This is a genomic window from Massilia sp. 9I, from assembly GCF_902506415.1.
GTDB lineage: Bacteria > Pseudomonadota > Gammaproteobacteria > Burkholderiales > Burkholderiaceae_D > Telluria.
Map to the genome: position 1 here is coordinate 5,157,068 of NZ_LR733275.1, position 17,661 is coordinate 5,174,728.

The window sequence follows — 17,661 nt, forward strand, 5'->3', positions numbered from 1 at the left end:
GAATGTCATGAAGCTGAACAACGGCGTCATCATCGAGAACCATGGCCGGCCGTACTTCATCGCGGAGCTGAACACCAGTCACTTCGGCAAGCTGGAAACCGCGATGGAGATGATCGACGCGGCCAAGGAGGCGGGCTGCGACTGCGTGAAGTTCCAGTCCTGGTCGGCCAATACGCTGTACTCGAACACCTACTACCGCCAGAACCCGGTGGCGCGCCGCTTCGTCGACAAGTTCAGCTTCTCGCCCGAGAAACTCAAGCAGCTGGCCGATTACGCGCACGGTAAAGGCATCGCCTTCGCCTCGACGCCGTATTCGACGGACGAAGCCGATTTCCTGCTCAAGGAATGCGCGGTCCCCTTCATCAAGATCGCCTCGATGGAGATCAACAATCTGCCTTACCTGGAGTACATCGCCAGGACGGGTACTGCGATCATCCTGTCGACCGGCATGGCCGACCAAGAGGAAATCACTCGCGCCGTGGACTGCATACGCGCGGCCGGCAACGACAAGGTGGCGGTGCTGCACTGCGTCTCGATTTACCCGGCCGAGCCGTCGACGATCAACCTGAACAACATGCTGCGCCTGCGTGAGCTGTACCACGGCCTGCCGATCGGGTATTCCGATCACACCGTCGGCATCGAGACCCCGCTTGCAGCGGTGGCGCTGGGCGCGCCCATCATCGAGAAGCACTTCACGCTGGACTCGAAGAAGATCGGCATGGACAACCAGATGGCGATGGAACCAAGTGCCTTCCACGCCATGATCGCCTCTTGCCGCATGGCCTGGGAGTCGCTCGGTTCGTATGAGCGGACCGTGTCCGACGAAGAGCTGGCGCAGCGCGCCAATATGCGCCGCAGCATCGTGTCCAAGCGCGCGATCGCGGCGGGCAGCGCGATCACGCAGGACGACATCGACTTCAAGCGCCCCGGCGACGGCTACAGCCCGACCCAGGTCGACCTGGTGGTCGGCAAGACCGCCGTGCAGGACATTCCCGCGGACGAAGTGATCTATCCGTCGATGATCCAGTAAATGATCCGCGCCACCGTCGTCAACAAGTCCAAGCCGCGCACGTTGCTGCTGGTACACGGCCTGTTCACCAGCGCCGGCTACTGGCTGCCCTACCTGCAAAGCCTGAAGGACTACCGCCTGGTCATCCCGGACATCGATTACCGCGGCATCCGCGACATCGATGCCTACGTGGCGCGGCTGTGTGGCATCGTTGCGGAGCAGGGCGGTGGCAAGGTCGACGGCGTGGTCTCGCATTCGCTCGGCTGCCTGCTGGCCAGCCATCTGCCCGAGGACGTGCGCACAGCGAGCTTCGAGGTCTGCCCGGTGTACTCCGCGGTGCGCCAGGAGCAGGACGACTTCGTCGGCGAGATCGAGCGCAAGACCGGGTCCACGATGTCGCAAGACGAGATCCGGACGCTGCTGGCGGAAGTCGACGGCGCCATCGCCGCGCATCGGCCGCGCGCGCAGGCGGGAAGGGCGCGCGCGATCTACCTGCCCGACGCCGACCGCTATTTTTCCTACCGCGCCGGACCGGAAGCACGCTGGTTCAGCGGCGACCATTTCGAGATCTCTAGAGCCGTGACGGACATTGGAAGCGTGCTCGCCGCATGAGCTATTACGATCATTTTTCAAGCCTCGACGCCGAGCGCCCCTATTCGCTGGCGGCGCCCGAAAAACGCCAGCTGTTCCTGGCGCTGCTGAACGAGCTGGGCGCGCATCACCGCCGGCAGTCGGAACCCTACGCGAAGATCGCGGCCAGCCTGCCGCATCCCGTGCTTGCAGAGCGGCTGGAAGACCTGCCTTTCCTGCCGGTGCGCCTGTTCAAGCACCTGGACCTGCTGAGCGTGCCGCGCGCTGAGGTGTTCAAGACCCTGACCTCGAGCGGCACCAGCGGCCAGGCCGTGTCGCGCATTTACCTGGCGCGCGACAACGCCGCCATGCAGACCAAGGTGCTGGGTTCGATCGTGTCCAGCTTCCTCGGCAAGCAGCGCGCCCCGATGGTGGTGATCGATGCCGAAGACATCCTGCGCGATCGCAGCAAATTCAACGCGCGTGCGGCCGGTGTGCTGGGCTTTTCGATGTATGGCCGCGAGCATGCCTATGCGCTGGACAGCGACATGCACCTGAAGCTGGAGGCCCTGGAAGCCTACTGCGACAAGCACCGCGAGAACGGCATCTATTCCTTCGGCTTCACCTTCGTCGTGTGGAAGTTCCTGGTCCAGGCACTGGAGAAGACGGGCGCCCGGCTCGACTTCGGGCCGCGCAGCATGCTGATCCACGGCGGCGGCTGGAAGAAGCTGGTGGACGAAAGCGTGTCCAACGAAGCCTTCAAGGACGGCCTGCGCGAGCGCGCCGGGCTGCGCCGCGTGCACAACTACTACGGCATGGTGGAGCAGACCGGCTCGATCTACATGGAGTGCGAGCATGGCCACCTGCATGCCTCGGACTATTCGGACGTGATCGTGCGCGACCCCGTCACCTTCAAGCCCTGCAAGGTCGGGGACGAGGGCGTGATCCAGGTCCTCAGCCTGCTGCCGACCAGCTATCCGGGCCACAGCCTGTTGACCGAAGACGTAGGCGCGCTGGTGGGCGAGGACGACTGCGCTTGCGGGCGCATGGGCAAATATTTCCACGTGCATGGCCGCCTGAAGTCGGCCGAGGTGCGTGGCTGCAGCGATGTGAGGCAGTTCTGATGAGCGTCCAGTTTTTCGTGCCGGCCCGGCCGGCCAGCACCGACATCGAGACCGTGCTGCAGGCAGCGGTACAGAGCCGTGCGATCGCGCCTTTTGACCCCACCCTGGTCGCTTTTGTAGCCGACTTCGCCAAGTCCATCCTGCTCGACCGGAGCGCGCGCGTCTATCCCGAACTGATCGTGATGGCCAACTTCTTCAAGGCCGGCAATGTGGCGAAGCTGAAGGACGAACTGACCACTGCTAATTCTTCGCTGAGCGTGGCGCGTGGGCTGGTCTTCCACATCGCGCCCTCGAACGTGGATTCGGTGTTCCTGTATTCGAGCCTGATCTCCCTGCTGTGCGGGAACGTGAACCTGATCCGCATTTCGCGCGGCTCGGGGCCGCAGGTCAGCTTCATCCTCGACAAGCTGGCCACGCTGCTGGCGGGCGAACACGCGGCGCTGGCCGACCGCTTCTATGTCCTCACCTACGAACACTGCGACGCCATCACGTCCCTGATTTCCAGCTACTGCCACATGCGCGTGGTCTGGGGCGGCGACGAGACGGTGAAAAAGATCCGCTCGCTGCCCCTGCGTCCGACCGCCGCGGAGCTGTGCTTCCCGGACCGCTTCTCGGCCGCAATGCTGCGCGCCGACGGCGTGCTGGCCTGCGATGGACCGGCGCTGGCGCAACTCGCTGGCCGCTTCTTCAACGATGCGATCTGGTTCGCGCAGCAGGCCTGCTCCTCGCCGCGGCTGGTGGCCTGGATCGGCACGCCGGAAGAATGCGATGCGGCGCGCGCACGCTTCTGGCAAGCCTTCGAAGCGCAGCTCAAGGACAAGGAGTATGAAAACTCGCCCGGCATGGCGATGGACCGCTTCGTCACGGCCTGCCTGGTGGCGACCGATCCGCTGCACCGCGAGACCAGCGCACTGCCGTTCCCGACCCGCATCCTGCTCGGCAGCGAAAGGCTGGCCGACATAAAGCACGTCCACTGCGGCAATGGCCTGTTCTACGAACAGTGCTTCGCGACGGTGCCCGCCTTCCTGCAGACCCTGACGGATCGCGAGCAGACGCTGTCGGTGTTCGGGGTGGAGGGCACCGAGATGGCCGGATACCTGCGCGACGTCCCGCTACGTTCGCTCGACCGCGTGACGAAGATCGGCCAGGCGCTCGACTTCGGCCACGTCTGGGATGGCTACAACCTGCTGGCCTCCTTCACACGGCAGATTCCGGTCTACCTCTAGGCGCCGCCTGCCCGCAAGCCGTTCAGCAGCCGGCTGAGAGCTTCGGCGGAGATCGGCTTCGTGAAGTGGTGGTCGAATCCTGCTTCTTTCGAGCGTAGCTGGTCTTCCGGCGCTCCCCAGCCCGTCACTGCGGCAATCGTCATGTTCGCCAGCCCATCGACCGAACGCAGCCTGCCCGCGAGCTCGAGGCCACTCATGCCCGGCATGCCGATATCGAGGAAGGCGACATCGGGGCGAAATTCTTGCGCGATCTCCAGGGCGGCGAGCCCGTTCGGTGCGGTGCGGATCGCATGCTTGTTCAGTTCAAGCAACAGGGCCAGGCTCTCGGCCGCGTCGCGGTTGTCGTCGACGATCAGCACCCGGAACGCTTGCTGGTGCGAGGCGGCGTCGCCGTCACCGGGAGTGGGCACATGGTTCTCCGACGCGGCCGTGACGATCGGCAGGCGCAAGGTGAACACGCTGCCCTTGCCGCTCCCTTCGCTCGCAACGGCAACGCTTCCTTCGTGCAGGGCGGCCAGCTGCTTGACCAGCGACAGCCCGATGCCCAGGCCGCCCTGGGCGTAGCCCATGTTACGGCCGACCTGGTTGAACATCTCGAACACCGATTGCAGGGACTCCGCCGGGATGCCGATCCCGTTGTCGCTGACCCGGACCACCGCCTCGCTGCCTTCCTGCGTGACCTCGATGCGGATGCGCCCTCCTGGCGGCGTGTACTTGACGGCGTTACCGAGGAGATTGCCGATCACCTGTGCGATCCGGGTCGGGTCGAGATGCAGGAGCAGGGCGCCCTGGTGCAGCTCGACGGACAGCTCGTGACGAGCCCGCTGGACGGCGGGGGCGCAGGTCTCGACGGCACTCGACACCAATTGGTTCAGGTCGGCCAGCTGTTTGCGGATCTCGATCTTGCCGCTCGTGATGCGCGCCACGTCCAGCAGGTCGTCGACCAGGTGGGTCATCTGGCGCGTCTGGCGCTCCAGCATTTCGCGGACGCGGTTGACGGTCTCCGCGCTGTCCGGCCGCATGCGCATGACTTCGAGGCCGGTGCGGATCGGGGCCATCGGATTGCGCAGCTCGTGGGCCAGCACTGCGAGGAATTCGCTTTTGCGCCGGCTTGCTTCCGAGGCTTCCGCGGCAAGACGGCGGACGTCTTCTTCGATCCTGCGGCGCTCGGTGGTGTCGCGGAACACGACGGCTACCTGGGCCAGGCCGGGCGCCCCGACACGGGAGGCGTTCAGGTCCAGCCAGCGCCCCAGCGCCGGGGAGAATTTCTCCACATGGACCGGCTCGCCGGTGAGAGCCACCTTGCCGAGCAGCGCGATCCAGGAGGATTCGACGCCGGGGATCAGCGCGCGGACGCGCTTCCCGACCGCCCCGCTCAGGGCGAGATGGCTGTCGAATTGCGGGTTGGTCTCGAGGAAGGTGAAATCGCAGGCCTGGCCGGCTTCGTCGAACACCATCTGCACGAGGCAGAAAGCCGCGTCCATCTGGATAAACAGGGTGCGATACCGTTCCTCCGAGGCTGCCAGCGCGATCTCGGCGCGCTTGATGCGGTCGATGTCGGTGACCACGGCGACTTGCCCGGTAATGTTTCCGGCCATATCGCGGATCGGCACCGAAGCCACCTGTGTCCATGTTTCGACGCCGTCATCCTGCCGGTAGAGTGCTTCGTGCCCCGGCACCACCGACTCGCCGCGCAGTGCCCTGGCGCCAGGGTAATCCTTGCGATCCACGAGGCTGCCGTCGGCATTGCGGAATTGCCAGCGGGCATGGCGTTGTTCATCGCGTGAAGGCATGATCCCGGTAGGGAGGTAGCGCTTCATTTCCTGGTTCGACAGCATCATCGTACCGTCGGCATCCACCAGGCCAATGCCAACCGGAAGACCGTCGAAGACCGTCTGCAGCAGGGATTCGCTCTGCCGCAGGGCGCGCTCGGAGCGGATGGCGTCGAGGGCGAGCCAGGTGCACCGGGCCACGTCCTGCGCCTTGTGCACATCCAGCGTGCTCCACGCTCTGGGCTCGCGCGCATATACGCACAGCGCCGCGGAGATCTGTCCGGCACGAAACATCGGGACCGATAGCATCGCCCGCAGGCCCGCGGCAGCATGGACAGGCGTGCGAGGATCGGCTGCGGTGTCCTCGACGCGTGTCGCCCGTCCCCCGGCGAGCAGGGCGGACAGTTCCAGGCACGCAGCATCCGGGAGCGCGCCTTCCTGGCTCGGGTCAAGCTGATCCGCAAGCCAGTCGCTGCAGACCTTGTGCGCGGCGTTTCCGGTATCGAGCGACGCGTACACGACGCGGCTCGCCGCCAACTCCTGTCCCAGCAGACCGCTGGCAAGCATGACCGCGTCGAGCGGCGACCTGCCATCTTGCATGTGGGTGCTCAAGCGCTCCTGGAAGGCGAGTCGTTCCTGGTCAGCGCCGAGGGAACAAGACATGTCATCGGCTGGGAGGGCGGGAGGTGGCGTGCGGGCGTTCATTCATATATTCTCGCACAGTTAATATTTACACTTCGGCAATTTCAATTGTGTTGCCACGATTATTTTCCTTGCTTCATTTGTGGATCCGGGCCTAACTGGCGCCAGCGCCTTCTTTCGAGCAGCTCGTACACGCCCATGCCGGCCACCATCGCGCCGACGAACAACAGCGGCTTGAGTCCGCCCCAGGCCAGCGATACCACGGCCGGACCCGGGCAGTAGCCTGCCAGTCCCCATCCCACGCCGAACACCAAACTACCAAATACCAGGCGGCGGTCGATGCGGCCTTTCTGCGGCAGGTGCAGCGGGCCGTCGTCCAGCGTGCGGCCGCGTCGCTGAGCCCAGGCGAAGGCGGGCGCCGCGACCAGCAGCGCGCCGCCCATGGTGAACAGCAGCGAGGGGTCCCAGGCGCCGCCCAGGTCGAGGAAGGCCAGCACCTTGGCCGGATCGGCCAAGCCCGACAGCAGCAGCCCAATGCCGAACACAAAGCCGGCGGCAAGTGCGTAGAGCAGGATCATGCGGCACCCAGCGCGTGGCGCATCAGCCAGACGGTGAGAAAGCCCGCACCCATGAATGCGGCGGTGGCGGCGTACGAGCGGGGCGAGCGGCGCGACATGCCGCAAATACCGTGGCCGCTCGTGCAGCCGGCGCCGTAGCGGGTGCCGACGCCGACCAGCAGGCCGGCCAGCAGCAGCACCGGCAGTCCGGCGTCGACATGGGCCGCCGGTAGCGGCAGGACCAGGGCGAAGGCGAATGGCGCGCCGATCAGGCCCGCCAGGAAAGCCAGGCGCCAGCCGCTGTCGCCACGCACCGGGCGCAGCAGGCCGCCAACGATCCCGCTGATGCCTGCGACGCGGCCGGCCAGGAGGACGAAGAGCGCAATGCCTGCGCCGATCAGGAGGCCTCCGGCTAGCGAGGTCCATGGTGTGAAGTTGTGCATGTCAATCTGCATCGGACGCCTCTTCAAGGCTTGGACAGTACAGCGCATACAGGAGTTGCAGCAGCGCGAGGGCTTGGGCGCTGGCAATCCGGTAGAACACCTGCTTGCCCGCGCGCCGGGTGGCGACCAGGCCTTCCTCGCGCAGGACGCTCAGTTGCTGGGACAGCGTGGGCTGGCGAATGCCCGTGCGGGCCTCGAGCATGCTGACCGACAGTTCTTCCTGCGTCATCTGGCACAGGAGCAGCAGGCGGTCGGGGTTGGCGACGGCCTTGAGCAGCTGGCTGGCTTCCCCGGCCGCGGCCTGCAGCCGACCGAGGTCCACGAATGTAGGTGTCTCCACAGAGATCTCCTGATGCGACATCAATATATAAAATTATATATTGAAAGCCAGGGTCCTGCAGGCGATCAGCGATATCTCTTCTTGTTGGAGGTGTAGGTGCGCGTATAGAAGTCGGGCGGCTTCTTGGCCACCCAGTCGATGAAGCTGCGGATATCTTCGTGGCCGCGCAGGGACTCCCAGGTGTGATAGGTCTGCAGCAGCTCGCGCTCGGTGAAGGCCGAGTGGATCTTGCGATGACAGATCTTATGGATCGGGAACTGCTCTTTGCCCTTGAAGGTCTTGGGGATCAGGTGGTGGCGGTCGATGTTGGCCGTGCCGAGCACACGGCCGCACAGAGGGCAGTGCGCTTCGGGCGGCGAGGGCTCGTCGATCGGTGCTGGGCGGCGCTTGGGCATGCCTTGCAGATGGCGGCGCTTCCGTCTACTTGCAAGGACTGGCCTTGTGTAAATACGCGCGCACTGCTCAATATCGTCATTTGGCGTGTGCGCAGGCTAGTGTAGTAGAATCAACGCTTACCTTTTTGCAAGATTGTGACGTATCTTTCAGCTCCCGCAATGATTGACGATCGCCCAGAATGCTCCGTTCTCCTCATCGATGATGAGCCCTTCGCACAGGACATCATCGCGCACGGTCTGCAGGGCTGCGTCGGCCATACCTTGTGTTACGAGTCGAGTGCGGCGCGCGCGGTCGAGGTGGCGCGCGAGGTCAAGGCCACTGTCGTGCTGGTGGACTTGCGCATGCCGGACGTGGACGGCTTCGACGTTACCGCGCGCCTGCGCGCCCATCCCGACACCGAGGACGTGCCCGTCATCGTCCTGTCTTCCGAAGACGACCCCGAGATCAAGGCCAGGGCCTTTGCCGTTGGCGCCAACGACTACATGGTCAAGTGGCCCGACCCGCGCGAGCTGGTCGCGCGCGTGCGCTACCACAGCGGCGCCTGCATCGCGCGGCGCCAGCGCGACGCGGCATTCGCTTCCCTGCGCGTGAGCCAGGAGCAGCTCGCCGCCAGCCAGTCGGCGCTGCACCAGGCCCAGAAGATGGAAGCGATCGGCCAGCTCACCGGCGGTGTCGCCCACGACTTCAACAACGTCCTGCAGATCATCGGCGGCAACCTGCAGCTGCTCAAGCTGGTGGGGAACCTGAACGAGAGCGCGAAGAGCCGCGTCGAGATGGCCCTCACCGGCGTCGAACGCGGCGCCAAGCTGGCCGCGCACCTGCTGGCCTTTGCGCGGCGCCAGCCGCTGCAGTCGGTGGTGGTCGACCCCGGCCACCTGCTGCGCGACATGGACGACATGATGCGCCGCGTGCTGGGCCCCAGCGCGCGCATCGTCACCGAGATCGCGCCCGGCCTGGGCAGCACCATGGTCGACCCGAACCAGCTGAACAACGTGCTGCTGAACCTGGCCATCAATGCGCGCGACGCCATGGCCGGCAGCGGCATCCTGACGATCCGCGCCTGCAATGCGGGCGCCGGCACTGAATTGCCACCCGAAGTCCCGCCAGGAGACTACGTGATGCTCGAGGTGGCCGACACCGGCAAGGGCATGCCGCAGGAAGTCCTGCTGCGCGCCTTCGAACCCTTCTTCACCACCAAGCCGACCGGGCAGGGCACAGGTCTTGGCCTGTCCATGGCCTATGGTTTCGTCAAGCAGTCGGGCGGCGAGATCGTGCTGCGCAGCGAGCTCGGACAGGGCACCAGCGTACGCATCTACCTGCCGCGCAGCGATGCGGCCCCGGCGGCGGTCGAGCCGGTGCACAGCGCGCCGCTGGCCGGCGGCCTGGAGACGATCCTGGTGGTCGAGGACGAGGCGGACGTGCGCAGCTCGACCTGTGGCATCCTGTCGGCGCTGGGCTACGAAGTCCTGGAAGCGGCGGACGCCACTGAAGCGGTGCGGATCATCGACAGCGGCCGCCACATCGACCTGGTGTTCTCGGACGTGATCATGCCGGGACCGCTGAGCAGCCTGCAGCTGGGCGAGATCGTGCGTTTGCGGCTGCCGCAGGCCCAGGTGCTGTACACCTCGGGTTACGCCGAAGGCGTGCTGGCGCACGAGGGCAAGCTGGATGCGTCGGTGCACCTGCTGCAGAAGCCCTACCACCCGGAAGCGCTGAGCGCGCGCATTCGCCATCTGCTGCGCCGCGCGAAGAAGGAACAGAAGGCCGGCCGTTCAGGCCAGCCGGTTCACTTGGGCTTGACGTAGCGGCGCGAGCCCGGCGGCGGTTCGTTCAGGACCGCCCAGAAGATGCCGAGGTCGGCGATCGCGCGCAGGAATTCGGCAAAGTCCACCGGCTTGACCACGTAGGCGTTCACGCCCAGTTCATAGCTGCGCACGACGTCCTGCTCTTCCTTCGACGACGTCAGCATCACTACCGGAATGCTCTTGAGCGAGTCGGTGTCGCGGATTTCCTTCAGCACTTCCAGCCCGTCCACCTTGGGCAGCTTCAGGTCGAGCAGGATCACGGCCGGGTTGCCGACCGCGCGCTCGCGGAACTCGCCGCGGCGGTGCAGGTAGTCGAGCGCCTCCGCGCCGTCGCGCACCACCACCACCTCGTTGGCGAGCTGGCTTTTCGCCAGCGCGATCAGGGTGAGTTCGAGGTCGTGCGGATTGTCTTCGACGAGGAGGATGGGCTTGAGCATTTTCGCCTCAATTAATTGGGTGTTTCGGGATACTGAAAGAGAAGGTCGCGCCTTCTCCCTGTACGGAGGTGGCCCAGGCGCGGCCGTTGTGGCGCTCGATGATGCGGCGCACGTTGGCCAGGCCGATGCCGGTGCCCTGGAAGTCTTCCATGCGGTGCAGGCGCTGGAACACGCCGAACAGCTTGTGCACGTACTCCATGTTGAAGCCCGCGCCGTTGTCGGCCACGTGGAAGACCGTGAAGTCGCCTTCTTCTTCCGAGGTGATGGTGATGACCGCCGGGTCGCGCCCGCTGGTGAACTTCACCGCGTTCGACAGCAGGTTGAACATCGCCAGGTGCAGGAAGGTCGGGTCGGCGCAGACCTTCGGTAGCGGCTCGATGTGCCAGTCGACGTTCCGGCCCTGCATTTCCATGCCCAGCTTGTCGATGCAGGCGGCCACCAGGTCGTTCATGTCGACCGTGGTCGGGCGCAGCGCCGCGCGGCCCATCTGCGAGAAGGACAGCAGGTCGTCCACCAGCTTGCCGGCCAGGCGCGCCGATTCCTTGATGTTCTTGAGGAAGCGCTGGCGCCGCTCCGGGTCTTCCGCGCCGCCCGCCTCGATCAGGAGGTCGGAGAATCCGACGATGTGGCGCAGCGGCGCGCGCAGGTCGTGCGAGACGGAATACGAGAAGGCTTCGAGCTCCTTGTTGGCGCGGCCCAGTTCCTCGGCCAGTTCCGCCATCTGCTCGGCGCGCTCCAGCGCGATGCCCAGCAGCGCCGAGCGGAATTCGACGGTCAGTTCGATCTCGGCCACGTGCCAGGGCAGGCTGCGGCCGTGGATGGTTTCGCGCCAGGCGTCGAAGGAGAGGCGCGGGGTCAGCTGGGTCGGGTCGTCGGCCGAGGCCTGCTTGCCGCGAGGGTTGCCCGCCCATTCGATGGTCTGCACCACCTCGGGGCGGAACCACAGCAGGTAGTGCTGGTGGATGCGCGAGATCGGCAGGGCCAGCAGGCCGCTGGCGTTGCGCACCATATCGGCGCCCGCAGGGTAGACATCCTTCAGGTGGTCGGTATGGAACACCTCGGCATGGCCGCGCTGCGAGAGCCAGTCGGTCAGGGCGCGGATCTGCGGCTCGTCCGGGGTGTCGCCATAGGTCAGCACGCGGTCGTCGACCACGATCGCGACCCCGCCCGCGCGCCCGAAGCGCAGCAGTTCGGGGAAGACGCCGCTCATGTTCTCGAGGAAGTCGGCGCCCTTGGTCAGGTGGCCCAGCATTTCGACCATGATGCGGCGCACCTCGAGGCGGAACTGCAGTTCGCGGGCGTCCTCGCGCGACTCGATGCACAGCGCCAGGATCTGGCCCAGCTGCTCGCAGGCGGTGCGGCGGTCGACCTCGACCTTCTGCGGCTCGGCGTTATGGCAGGAGATCAGGCCCCACAGCTTGCCCTTGACGATGAGCGAGACCGACATCGAGGCCAGCGTGCCCATATTGCGCATGTACTGCAAATGGACTGGCGAGACGCTGCGCAGGGCGGCGAAGGACAGGTCGTTGCGCTGGCCGGTGACCGGGTTCAGCCCGGGCACCAGCGGCGCCGGCTCGTAATTCGCATCCTGGATCAGGCGGATCGGCGACAGCGTGTACAGCGCGCGCGCCTGGGCCGGGACGTCGCTGGCCGGGAAGTGCTGGCCGAGATAGGATTCGTAGCCGTCTTCCTTCGATTCGGCCAGCACCTTGCCGTGGCCGTCGGCGTCGAACTGGTACACCAGCACCCGGCCGTAGCCGGTCACCTGGCGCACGCGGCGCGCCGCCAGTTCGGACAGTTCGGGGATCGAGGCCGGCTGGTTGGCCTTGACCAGGAAGTCGCCGATCAAGGGATACAGGTTGCGGAAGTCGGCGGCGCGGCGCCGCTCGACGCCCTCGAACTCGAGGATCAGCAGGCTGTCCCAGGCATGGGCCGACACGTCGAAGTGGGCGCCATTGCCGGTCGTCACCGTGCCCAGGTAGACCGGACGCGCGACCAGCGGAGCTGTGGCGATCTCGGCCAGGATGCGTTCGGACGCGGCCTCGCCCACCACCTGCGCCAGCGGACGGCCGATGGCCTGCTGGGCCGGCATGCCGGTCCAGCCTTCCAGGTTGGCGCTGGCCTGTTGCACCTCGAAGGTCGGCGACAGCGTCAGCATGAAGCCGTGCGGCTGGATGCTGCCCGGCGTGCGGATCGCTTCTTCCGCACAGCGGCTGAGGTCGAGGATGTCGGTGGGTGCCTGGGTCATGTCAAACAGGAGGCCTGCGGAGGATACAATTCAGCATTGTAACGTCAATTCCGGCAGATTAAGCGCCAGCTGACTGAATTTCCAACATTGCTTCTGTCTATACAAGTCAAAGGCGAGTCAAGCGCGCGGCCGGTATTGCTGAGCAAGGCTATGATACGATCTTTGCTGCACCTGACACGGAATTGCCCCGCTCATGAATTCGCAACACCCGACCAAGCCTCCCTTGACCGACGAGCAGCGCTTCCAGTACCTCATTGCCGGCATCAGCGACTACGCCATCTACATGCTCGACCCTTCCGGCCACATCGCCAGCTGGAATACGGGCGCGCAGCGCTTCAAGGGCTACCAGCCGCACGAGATCCTGCGCGAACACTTCTCGCGCTTCTACACGCCCGAAGACCGGGAAAGCGGCCTGCCGGCGCGCGCGCTGGCGCAAGCACTCGAACAAGGTAAATACGAGGCCGAGGGCTGGCGCGTGCGCAAGGACGGCACCCGTTTCTGGGCCCACGTGGTGATCGACCCGATCTACGACGAGCACCGCAACCACCTTGGCTACGCCAAGATCACGCGCGACGTCACGCAGCGCAAGCTGGCCGAAGATGCGCTGCGCGAGAGCGAACAGCGCTTCCGGCTGCTGGTGCAGGGTGTCACCGATTACGCGATCTACATGCTCTCGCCCGAGGGCCTGGTCACCAACTGGAACGTCGGCGCCGAGCGCATCAAGGGCTATAGCCTGGAAGAGATCGTCGGCAGCCACTTCTCGCGCTTCTATACGGAGGAAGATCGAGGCGCCGGCATGCCGCAGCGCGCGCTCGGCACCGCCGCGCGCGAAGGCCGCTATGAGGCCGAAGGCTGGCGCCAGCGCAAGGACGGGACCCGTTTCTGGGCCCACGTCATCATCGACGCCATCCACGACGAGGGGGGCGAGCTGCTGGGCTTTGCCAAGATCACGCGCGACCTCACCGAAAAGAAGCGCACCGAGGAAGCCCTGGAGCAGGCGCAGCTGGCGCTGTTCCAGTCGCAGAAGATGGAATCGATCGGCCAGCTCACCGGCGGCGTGGCGCACGACTTCAACAACCTGCTGTCGGTACTGGCCAGCGGCGTCGAGGTGCTGAGCATGAGCCGCCAGGGCAGCGGCGACGCCAAGACGCTCGACAGCATGCGGCGCGCGATCGACCGCGGCGCTACCCTGACCCAGCAGCTGCTGGCCTTTGCGCGCCAGCAGCCGCTGCAGCCGGAAACGCGCAGCATCAACCGCCTGATCTCGGGCTTCGAGTCGGTGCTGCGGCGCGCCGGCCATGGCGGCATCGAGTTCGACTTCCATCTCGACCCGCAGGCCGGCAGCGCGGTGGTGGATGGCGCCCGCTTCGAATCGGCCCTGCTCAACCTGGTCGTCAACGCGCGCGACGCGATGCCGGACGGCGGCAGGCTGACGCTCGACACCGCGCCGGTCACGCTGCGCGAAGGCGAGGTGCCGGGCCTGGCGCCGGGGGCCTACGTGTGCATCTCGGTGAGCGACACCGGCACCGGCATGTCTCCGGAGACCGTGCAGCGCGCCTTCGAGCCTTTCTACACGACCAAGGAAACCGGCAAGGGCACGGGCCTGGGCCTGTCCCAGGTGTACGGCTTCATCAAGCAGTCGGGCGGCGAAGTCGTCATCCAGAGCACGCAGGGGGAGGGGACCTCGATCACGATCTACCTGCCGATGGTGAGCACCCAGGACGGCGAGGCGGCGCGCAGCGGCAGCGAGACGGTGCTGATCGTCGAGGACGAACCGGACCTGCTGGATGTCGCCTCGGCCCTGTTCATGAGCATGGGCTACGAGGTCACGACGGCGGCCAGCGGACTGGAAGCCATGAACGTGCTGGCCAGCCGCGATGTGGACATCTTGTTTACCGACATCGTCATGCCGAACGGCGTGAACGGCATCGAGCTGGCCGAGTACACGCGCGAGAACTACCCGAACATCAAGGTGATGCTGGCCTCGGGCTATCCGCAGCCGGCGCTCAAGCTGGACCAGTACCGACTGGGGGACTTCACCTTTGTCAGCAAGCCGTACCGGCTGTCGGACCTGGCGCGGGGGCTGCGGAGCGTGCACTGAGGCGTGCGCGCTCCGGTTCCGTTACCTCTTACCACCACCGCTCGATCCGTCATCCCGGCGCAGGCCGGGATCCCATTCCCCTGCTTAGTGATAGCGCTTCGCGGATGCGTTAGTGGCGGTGCGACGAACTTGGGTCCCGGCCTCCGCCGGGACGACGGCTTTACAGTCACAGGTCGAAGATGATGTCGCTGATCCGCTCGTACACCAGGTTGGCCGACGGCCCCGGATTCGGCCAGTTCAGGATATCGAAGTGGTCGTAACCCCGGTAATTCCCCAGGAAGTTCCAGGTTCCCTTCACTGACTTGCCGTCGAACTCGCGCACCGGATGCCCGTCCGGCGCGCGCATGCTGACCGTGTTCACCACCCCGTCGTTGGCGAACCAGTCGCTGTCGATGCGCACCCGCCCGGCTGCCAGCTGGGTATAGCCGCCCAGCCCGTGCTGCAGCACCGAGGGCACGATCCATTCGCCCGCCGTGGCCTTGAAGCCGGGGATCATGTCGGTACGCGGATACTGATAGAAGGTGGTCTGGATCGGCGCCACCACGCGGTCGGTGCCGTTGCAGCACCAGGCGCCCGCTTCGGTCGCCATCGTTCCTACCGAGTAGTAATAGATGTGCGGCGAGGTGCGCGCCCACAGGTTGAACTCGCGCGCGCCGTCCGGAGACAGCTCCCAGTTGGCCCAGCGGTTCTTCAGCAGGTCGCCCAGCGGCGACTGCAGCGGTGGCACCACGTTCAGCACGGCGTCGGCGAAGGTGGTGCCGTTGTGCGGCGTGGAGATGGTCGTCACGCTGCGCACCCAGCCGACCTTGCCGCCCTTGAACAGTTCGTGGCCGCCCTCGTCCTCTGGCGAGCCGTGTTCCAGCAGCTCGACCAGGGCGCGGATGGTGGTGCCGCCCTGGCTGTGGCCGATGAAGTGGACCGGATGCCTGGCATCCCAGGCCGGGTAGAGCGCGAGCGGGTAGTTGTCCGGGTTGTTCTTCGGGTCGGCGGCCCAGCACTTGCCGGCGGGCTTCTGCTGCTGGCCCGGCAGGCCATACTTGCGCACGTGGGCGGCGCCGTAGTCAACGCAGCCGCCCTTGATCTGGGCGTACAGGTCGGCCGCGCGGTCCCAGTTGGAACTCACCGGGCCGACCACGGCCGCGAACACCGTGTGCGGGCCGCGGTAGATCTGCATGTGCGAGGCGATGTCGCCATAGCCGCCCCAGTAGTTGAAGCCGCTGTGCTCGAAGGTGTCGGGGCCGAAGCCGAGAAAGCCGTGGACCAGGATGACGGGGTAGTTGGTGGAGGCAAGCGCGGGCACGCTGGTGCACAGCGCGGCCAGCGCGAGCAGGGCGTGGGTGATGCGAAGCATGCAAGTCTCCGAGATGGGCTCAAGGCCATTGTCGGAGCTAGGGGCGGGCTGTGGTTTGCGCTGCGTCGCACAATTGGCGGCTGTCAGGTTTCACGCACTGAAACAGTGCGTGAACCGCTTGACAGCCGCGGGCCCGGGCAAGGGTTTAGTTGGTCGCCTTGTTCGAGCCGATCGACGTCGTCGTTGCCGAATCCAGCGCCGGCTTCGGCGCTGGCGTGTTCGATGCCGTCACGGCCGCTTCCGCCGCCTGGTCGAGGTCGCCCGTCCAGACCACGTAATCGTCCACCGAGTACAGGCGGCATGGTTCGGTGCTCTTGGCGGTGCAGGTGGACAGCGCACGGCCGTCCGGGTCTTCGCCTTCTTCGGCCCAGGTCCAGGCGCCGCTCGGCGACACCGCGAAGGCGCGCGGGGTCATCTTGCTCAGGTATTCCTGGTAGGCGCGGCGGCCGTTCTCGGACAGGAAAGGCACGGCTTCGATGTCGTCCACCTTGGCGTAGTCGGTGCGCGCCGGAGTCGGCGGCGGCGGCACGTCGTACAGCACCTTGGTCGGCATGCCGATCTGGGCCAGGAAGCGCATGGTGTCGTCCAGCCAGACCTTCTCGCCGTCGCGGCTGGCCAGCATGCCGTGCGAGTCGCGCTTGAATGCTGCGAACTCGATCAGGCGGCCGCGGCCGCCGGACTGTTCGAAGGCGGCGTGCATGCGCTGCGCCAGTTCCGGGCCGAACAGCGAGTCGTTCTGGCCATACATCCACAGGGTCGGCAGCTTGGCTTTCGAGCCGTATTCCGAGAAGGCAGACACCAGCGCCGAGCGCCAGGCGCAGCGGTCGCTGTCGTCGCGCAGGCCGCCGGCGAAGTTGATCAGGCCGCGCACGCCCGGTTGTTCCCAGGTGCCGAGGGCGATGGTCGCCAGGCCGCCGTAGGACTGGCCGGCGACGACGATGCGCTCGGCATCGACCCACTTCTGCTGGCGCGCATAGGCGAGGGTGGCGGCGATGTCTTCCGCCTGGGCATAGCCGTTGGCGGTCATGTTGCAGCCGTAGTCGCGGTAGCGGCCGGTCGAGTTGGCGAAGCCCTGGCGCATCGGCACCATCACGGCGTAGCCGCGTTTCACGAAGGCGGTGGCCATGTGATAGAAGCGGTCGCGCGGCTGCAGGTTCGGGCGGCCCGGATCCTTGCCGTGGTTGATGATGATCAGCGGGAAGGGGCCAGGGCCATTCGGCTGGAACACGGTAGTCTCGAGCATGGCGCGGCCCTGCGGGCCGGCGGGCACCTGCTCGATGTGTTCGTTCATGCGATGATCGAGTTGCAACTCCTGCTGCACGGCGATCCCGGGGATCATGGCAGCGGCCGCCAGGGCGGCGGCCAGGAACTTGCGAAGCGTGAGGCGGTGGATCATGTTGACTCTGTCTCTACGTACCGGGTGAAGCAGAAGTGGAACAAATTTCCGCATGGCATAAATTGATTCTAGGTATGTAGAAAACCCAGAGCAATATCCGTTTAGGCAATTCCGGTAGTAAATTTTCGTGGCGTGCCAAAGTCACCACGCATTCGGCTTGCAACACTGTCCACATCTGCGTCCGCCGTCGTTTTTCGATCACGGTTATCATGCGAAGGTGACAACGAAGGAGGGGAATGGTCGG

General features: G+C 65.8%; 15 protein-coding genes. 6 read left to right on the plus strand and 9 right to left on the minus strand.

Annotated features, from left to right (window positions below):
- Window positions 1-7: 7 nt before the first annotated feature.
- The 4 genes from GV068_RS23080 to GV068_RS23095 are packed head-to-tail and all read left to right on the plus strand — an operon-like array spanning window position 8 to window position 3,929.
- Entirely contained in the window at window positions 8-1,030 is a 1,023-nt protein-coding gene (locus GV068_RS23080) for an N-acetylneuraminate synthase family protein (protein WP_159703515.1), read from the plus strand.
- Complete coding sequence (locus GV068_RS23085; protein ID WP_159703518.1) at window positions 1,031-1,621, plus strand: alpha/beta fold hydrolase; 591 nt, start codon at window positions 1,031-1,033, stop codon at window positions 1,619-1,621.
- On the plus strand, window positions 1,618-2,703 hold the full coding sequence (locus tag GV068_RS23090; protein ID WP_159703521.1) for an acyl-protein synthetase: 1,086 nt from the start codon (window positions 1,618-1,620) through the stop codon (window positions 2,701-2,703). The genes GV068_RS23085 and GV068_RS23090 overlap by 4 nt, the downstream gene beginning before the upstream one ends.
- On the plus strand, window positions 2,703-3,929 hold the full coding sequence (locus GV068_RS23095; protein WP_159703524.1) for an acyl-CoA reductase: 1,227 nt from the start codon (window positions 2,703-2,705) through the stop codon (window positions 3,927-3,929). The genes GV068_RS23090 and GV068_RS23095 overlap by 1 nt, the downstream gene beginning before the upstream one ends.
- On the opposite strand, the gene GV068_RS23100 is transcribed toward GV068_RS23095, so the two are convergent.
- From GV068_RS23100 to GV068_RS23120, 5 genes are all read right to left on the minus strand, one after another.
- Entirely contained in the window at window positions 3,926-6,313 is a 2,388-nt protein-coding gene (locus GV068_RS23100) for an ATP-binding protein (protein ID WP_159703527.1), read from the minus strand. The genes GV068_RS23095 and GV068_RS23100 overlap by 4 nt on opposite strands.
- A gap of 152 nt (window positions 6,314-6,465) precedes the next feature.
- On the minus strand, window positions 6,466-6,921 hold the full coding sequence (locus GV068_RS23105; RefSeq protein ID WP_159703530.1) for a YeeE/YedE family protein: 456 nt from the start codon (window positions 6,919-6,921) through the stop codon (window positions 6,466-6,468).
- Window positions 6,918-7,355 carry a YeeE/YedE family protein gene (locus tag GV068_RS23110; RefSeq protein ID WP_159703533.1) on the minus strand — a complete coding sequence of 146 codons (438 nt, stop codon included), beginning with the start codon at window positions 7,353-7,355 and terminating at the stop codon, window positions 6,918-6,920. The genes GV068_RS23105 and GV068_RS23110 overlap by 4 nt, the downstream gene beginning before the upstream one ends.
- On the minus strand, window positions 7,345-7,683 hold the full coding sequence (locus GV068_RS23115; protein WP_229464437.1) for a metalloregulator ArsR/SmtB family transcription factor: 339 nt from the start codon (window positions 7,681-7,683) through the stop codon (window positions 7,345-7,347). The genes GV068_RS23110 and GV068_RS23115 overlap by 11 nt, the downstream gene beginning before the upstream one ends.
- Window positions 7,684-7,748: 65 nt before the next feature.
- On the minus strand, window positions 7,749-8,078 hold the full coding sequence (locus tag GV068_RS23120) for a hypothetical protein (RefSeq protein ID WP_229464439.1): 330 nt from the start codon (window positions 8,076-8,078) through the stop codon (window positions 7,749-7,751).
- A 159-nt stretch (window positions 8,079-8,237) separates the two neighbouring features.
- On the opposite strand from GV068_RS23120, the gene GV068_RS23125 reads away from it, so the two are divergent.
- Complete coding sequence (locus GV068_RS23125) at window positions 8,238-9,884, plus strand: response regulator (protein WP_159703539.1); 1,647 nt, start codon at window positions 8,238-8,240, stop codon at window positions 9,882-9,884.
- Here the strand turns inward: GV068_RS23125 and GV068_RS23130 are convergent.
- Entirely contained in the window at window positions 9,866-10,321 is a 456-nt protein-coding gene (locus GV068_RS23130; RefSeq protein ID WP_159703542.1) for a response regulator, read from the minus strand. The two genes, GV068_RS23125 and GV068_RS23130, sit on opposite strands and share 19 nt — an antisense overlap.
- A gap of 7 nt (window positions 10,322-10,328) precedes the next feature.
- Entirely contained in the window at window positions 10,329-12,569 is a 2,241-nt protein-coding gene (locus GV068_RS23135; RefSeq protein WP_159703545.1) for an ATP-binding protein, read from the minus strand.
- 193 nt (window positions 12,570-12,762) lie between these two features.
- Between GV068_RS23135 and GV068_RS23140 the strand changes: the two genes are divergently transcribed.
- A complete protein-coding gene (locus GV068_RS23140) occupies window positions 12,763-14,670 on the plus strand; it encodes a PAS domain-containing sensor histidine kinase (protein ID WP_159703548.1) in 1,908 nt (635 codons plus the stop codon).
- Window positions 14,671-14,836: 166 nt separating this feature from the next.
- Here GV068_RS23140 and GV068_RS23145 read toward each other — a convergent pair whose 3' ends face one another.
- Together GV068_RS23145 and GV068_RS23150 are read right to left on the minus strand one after the other, a co-directional pair.
- Window positions 14,837-16,021: a triacylglycerol lipase gene (locus tag GV068_RS23145; protein WP_159703551.1), complete on the minus strand. Its 1,185-nt coding sequence runs from the start codon at window positions 16,019-16,021 to the stop codon at window positions 14,837-14,839.
- Window positions 16,022-16,166: 145 nt separating this feature from the next.
- Window positions 16,167-17,417, minus strand: coding sequence for a dienelactone hydrolase family protein (locus GV068_RS23150; protein ID WP_229464441.1), 1,251 nt, complete (start codon window positions 17,415-17,417; stop codon window positions 16,167-16,169).
- Between the last annotated feature and the right edge of the window lie 244 nt (window positions 17,418-17,661).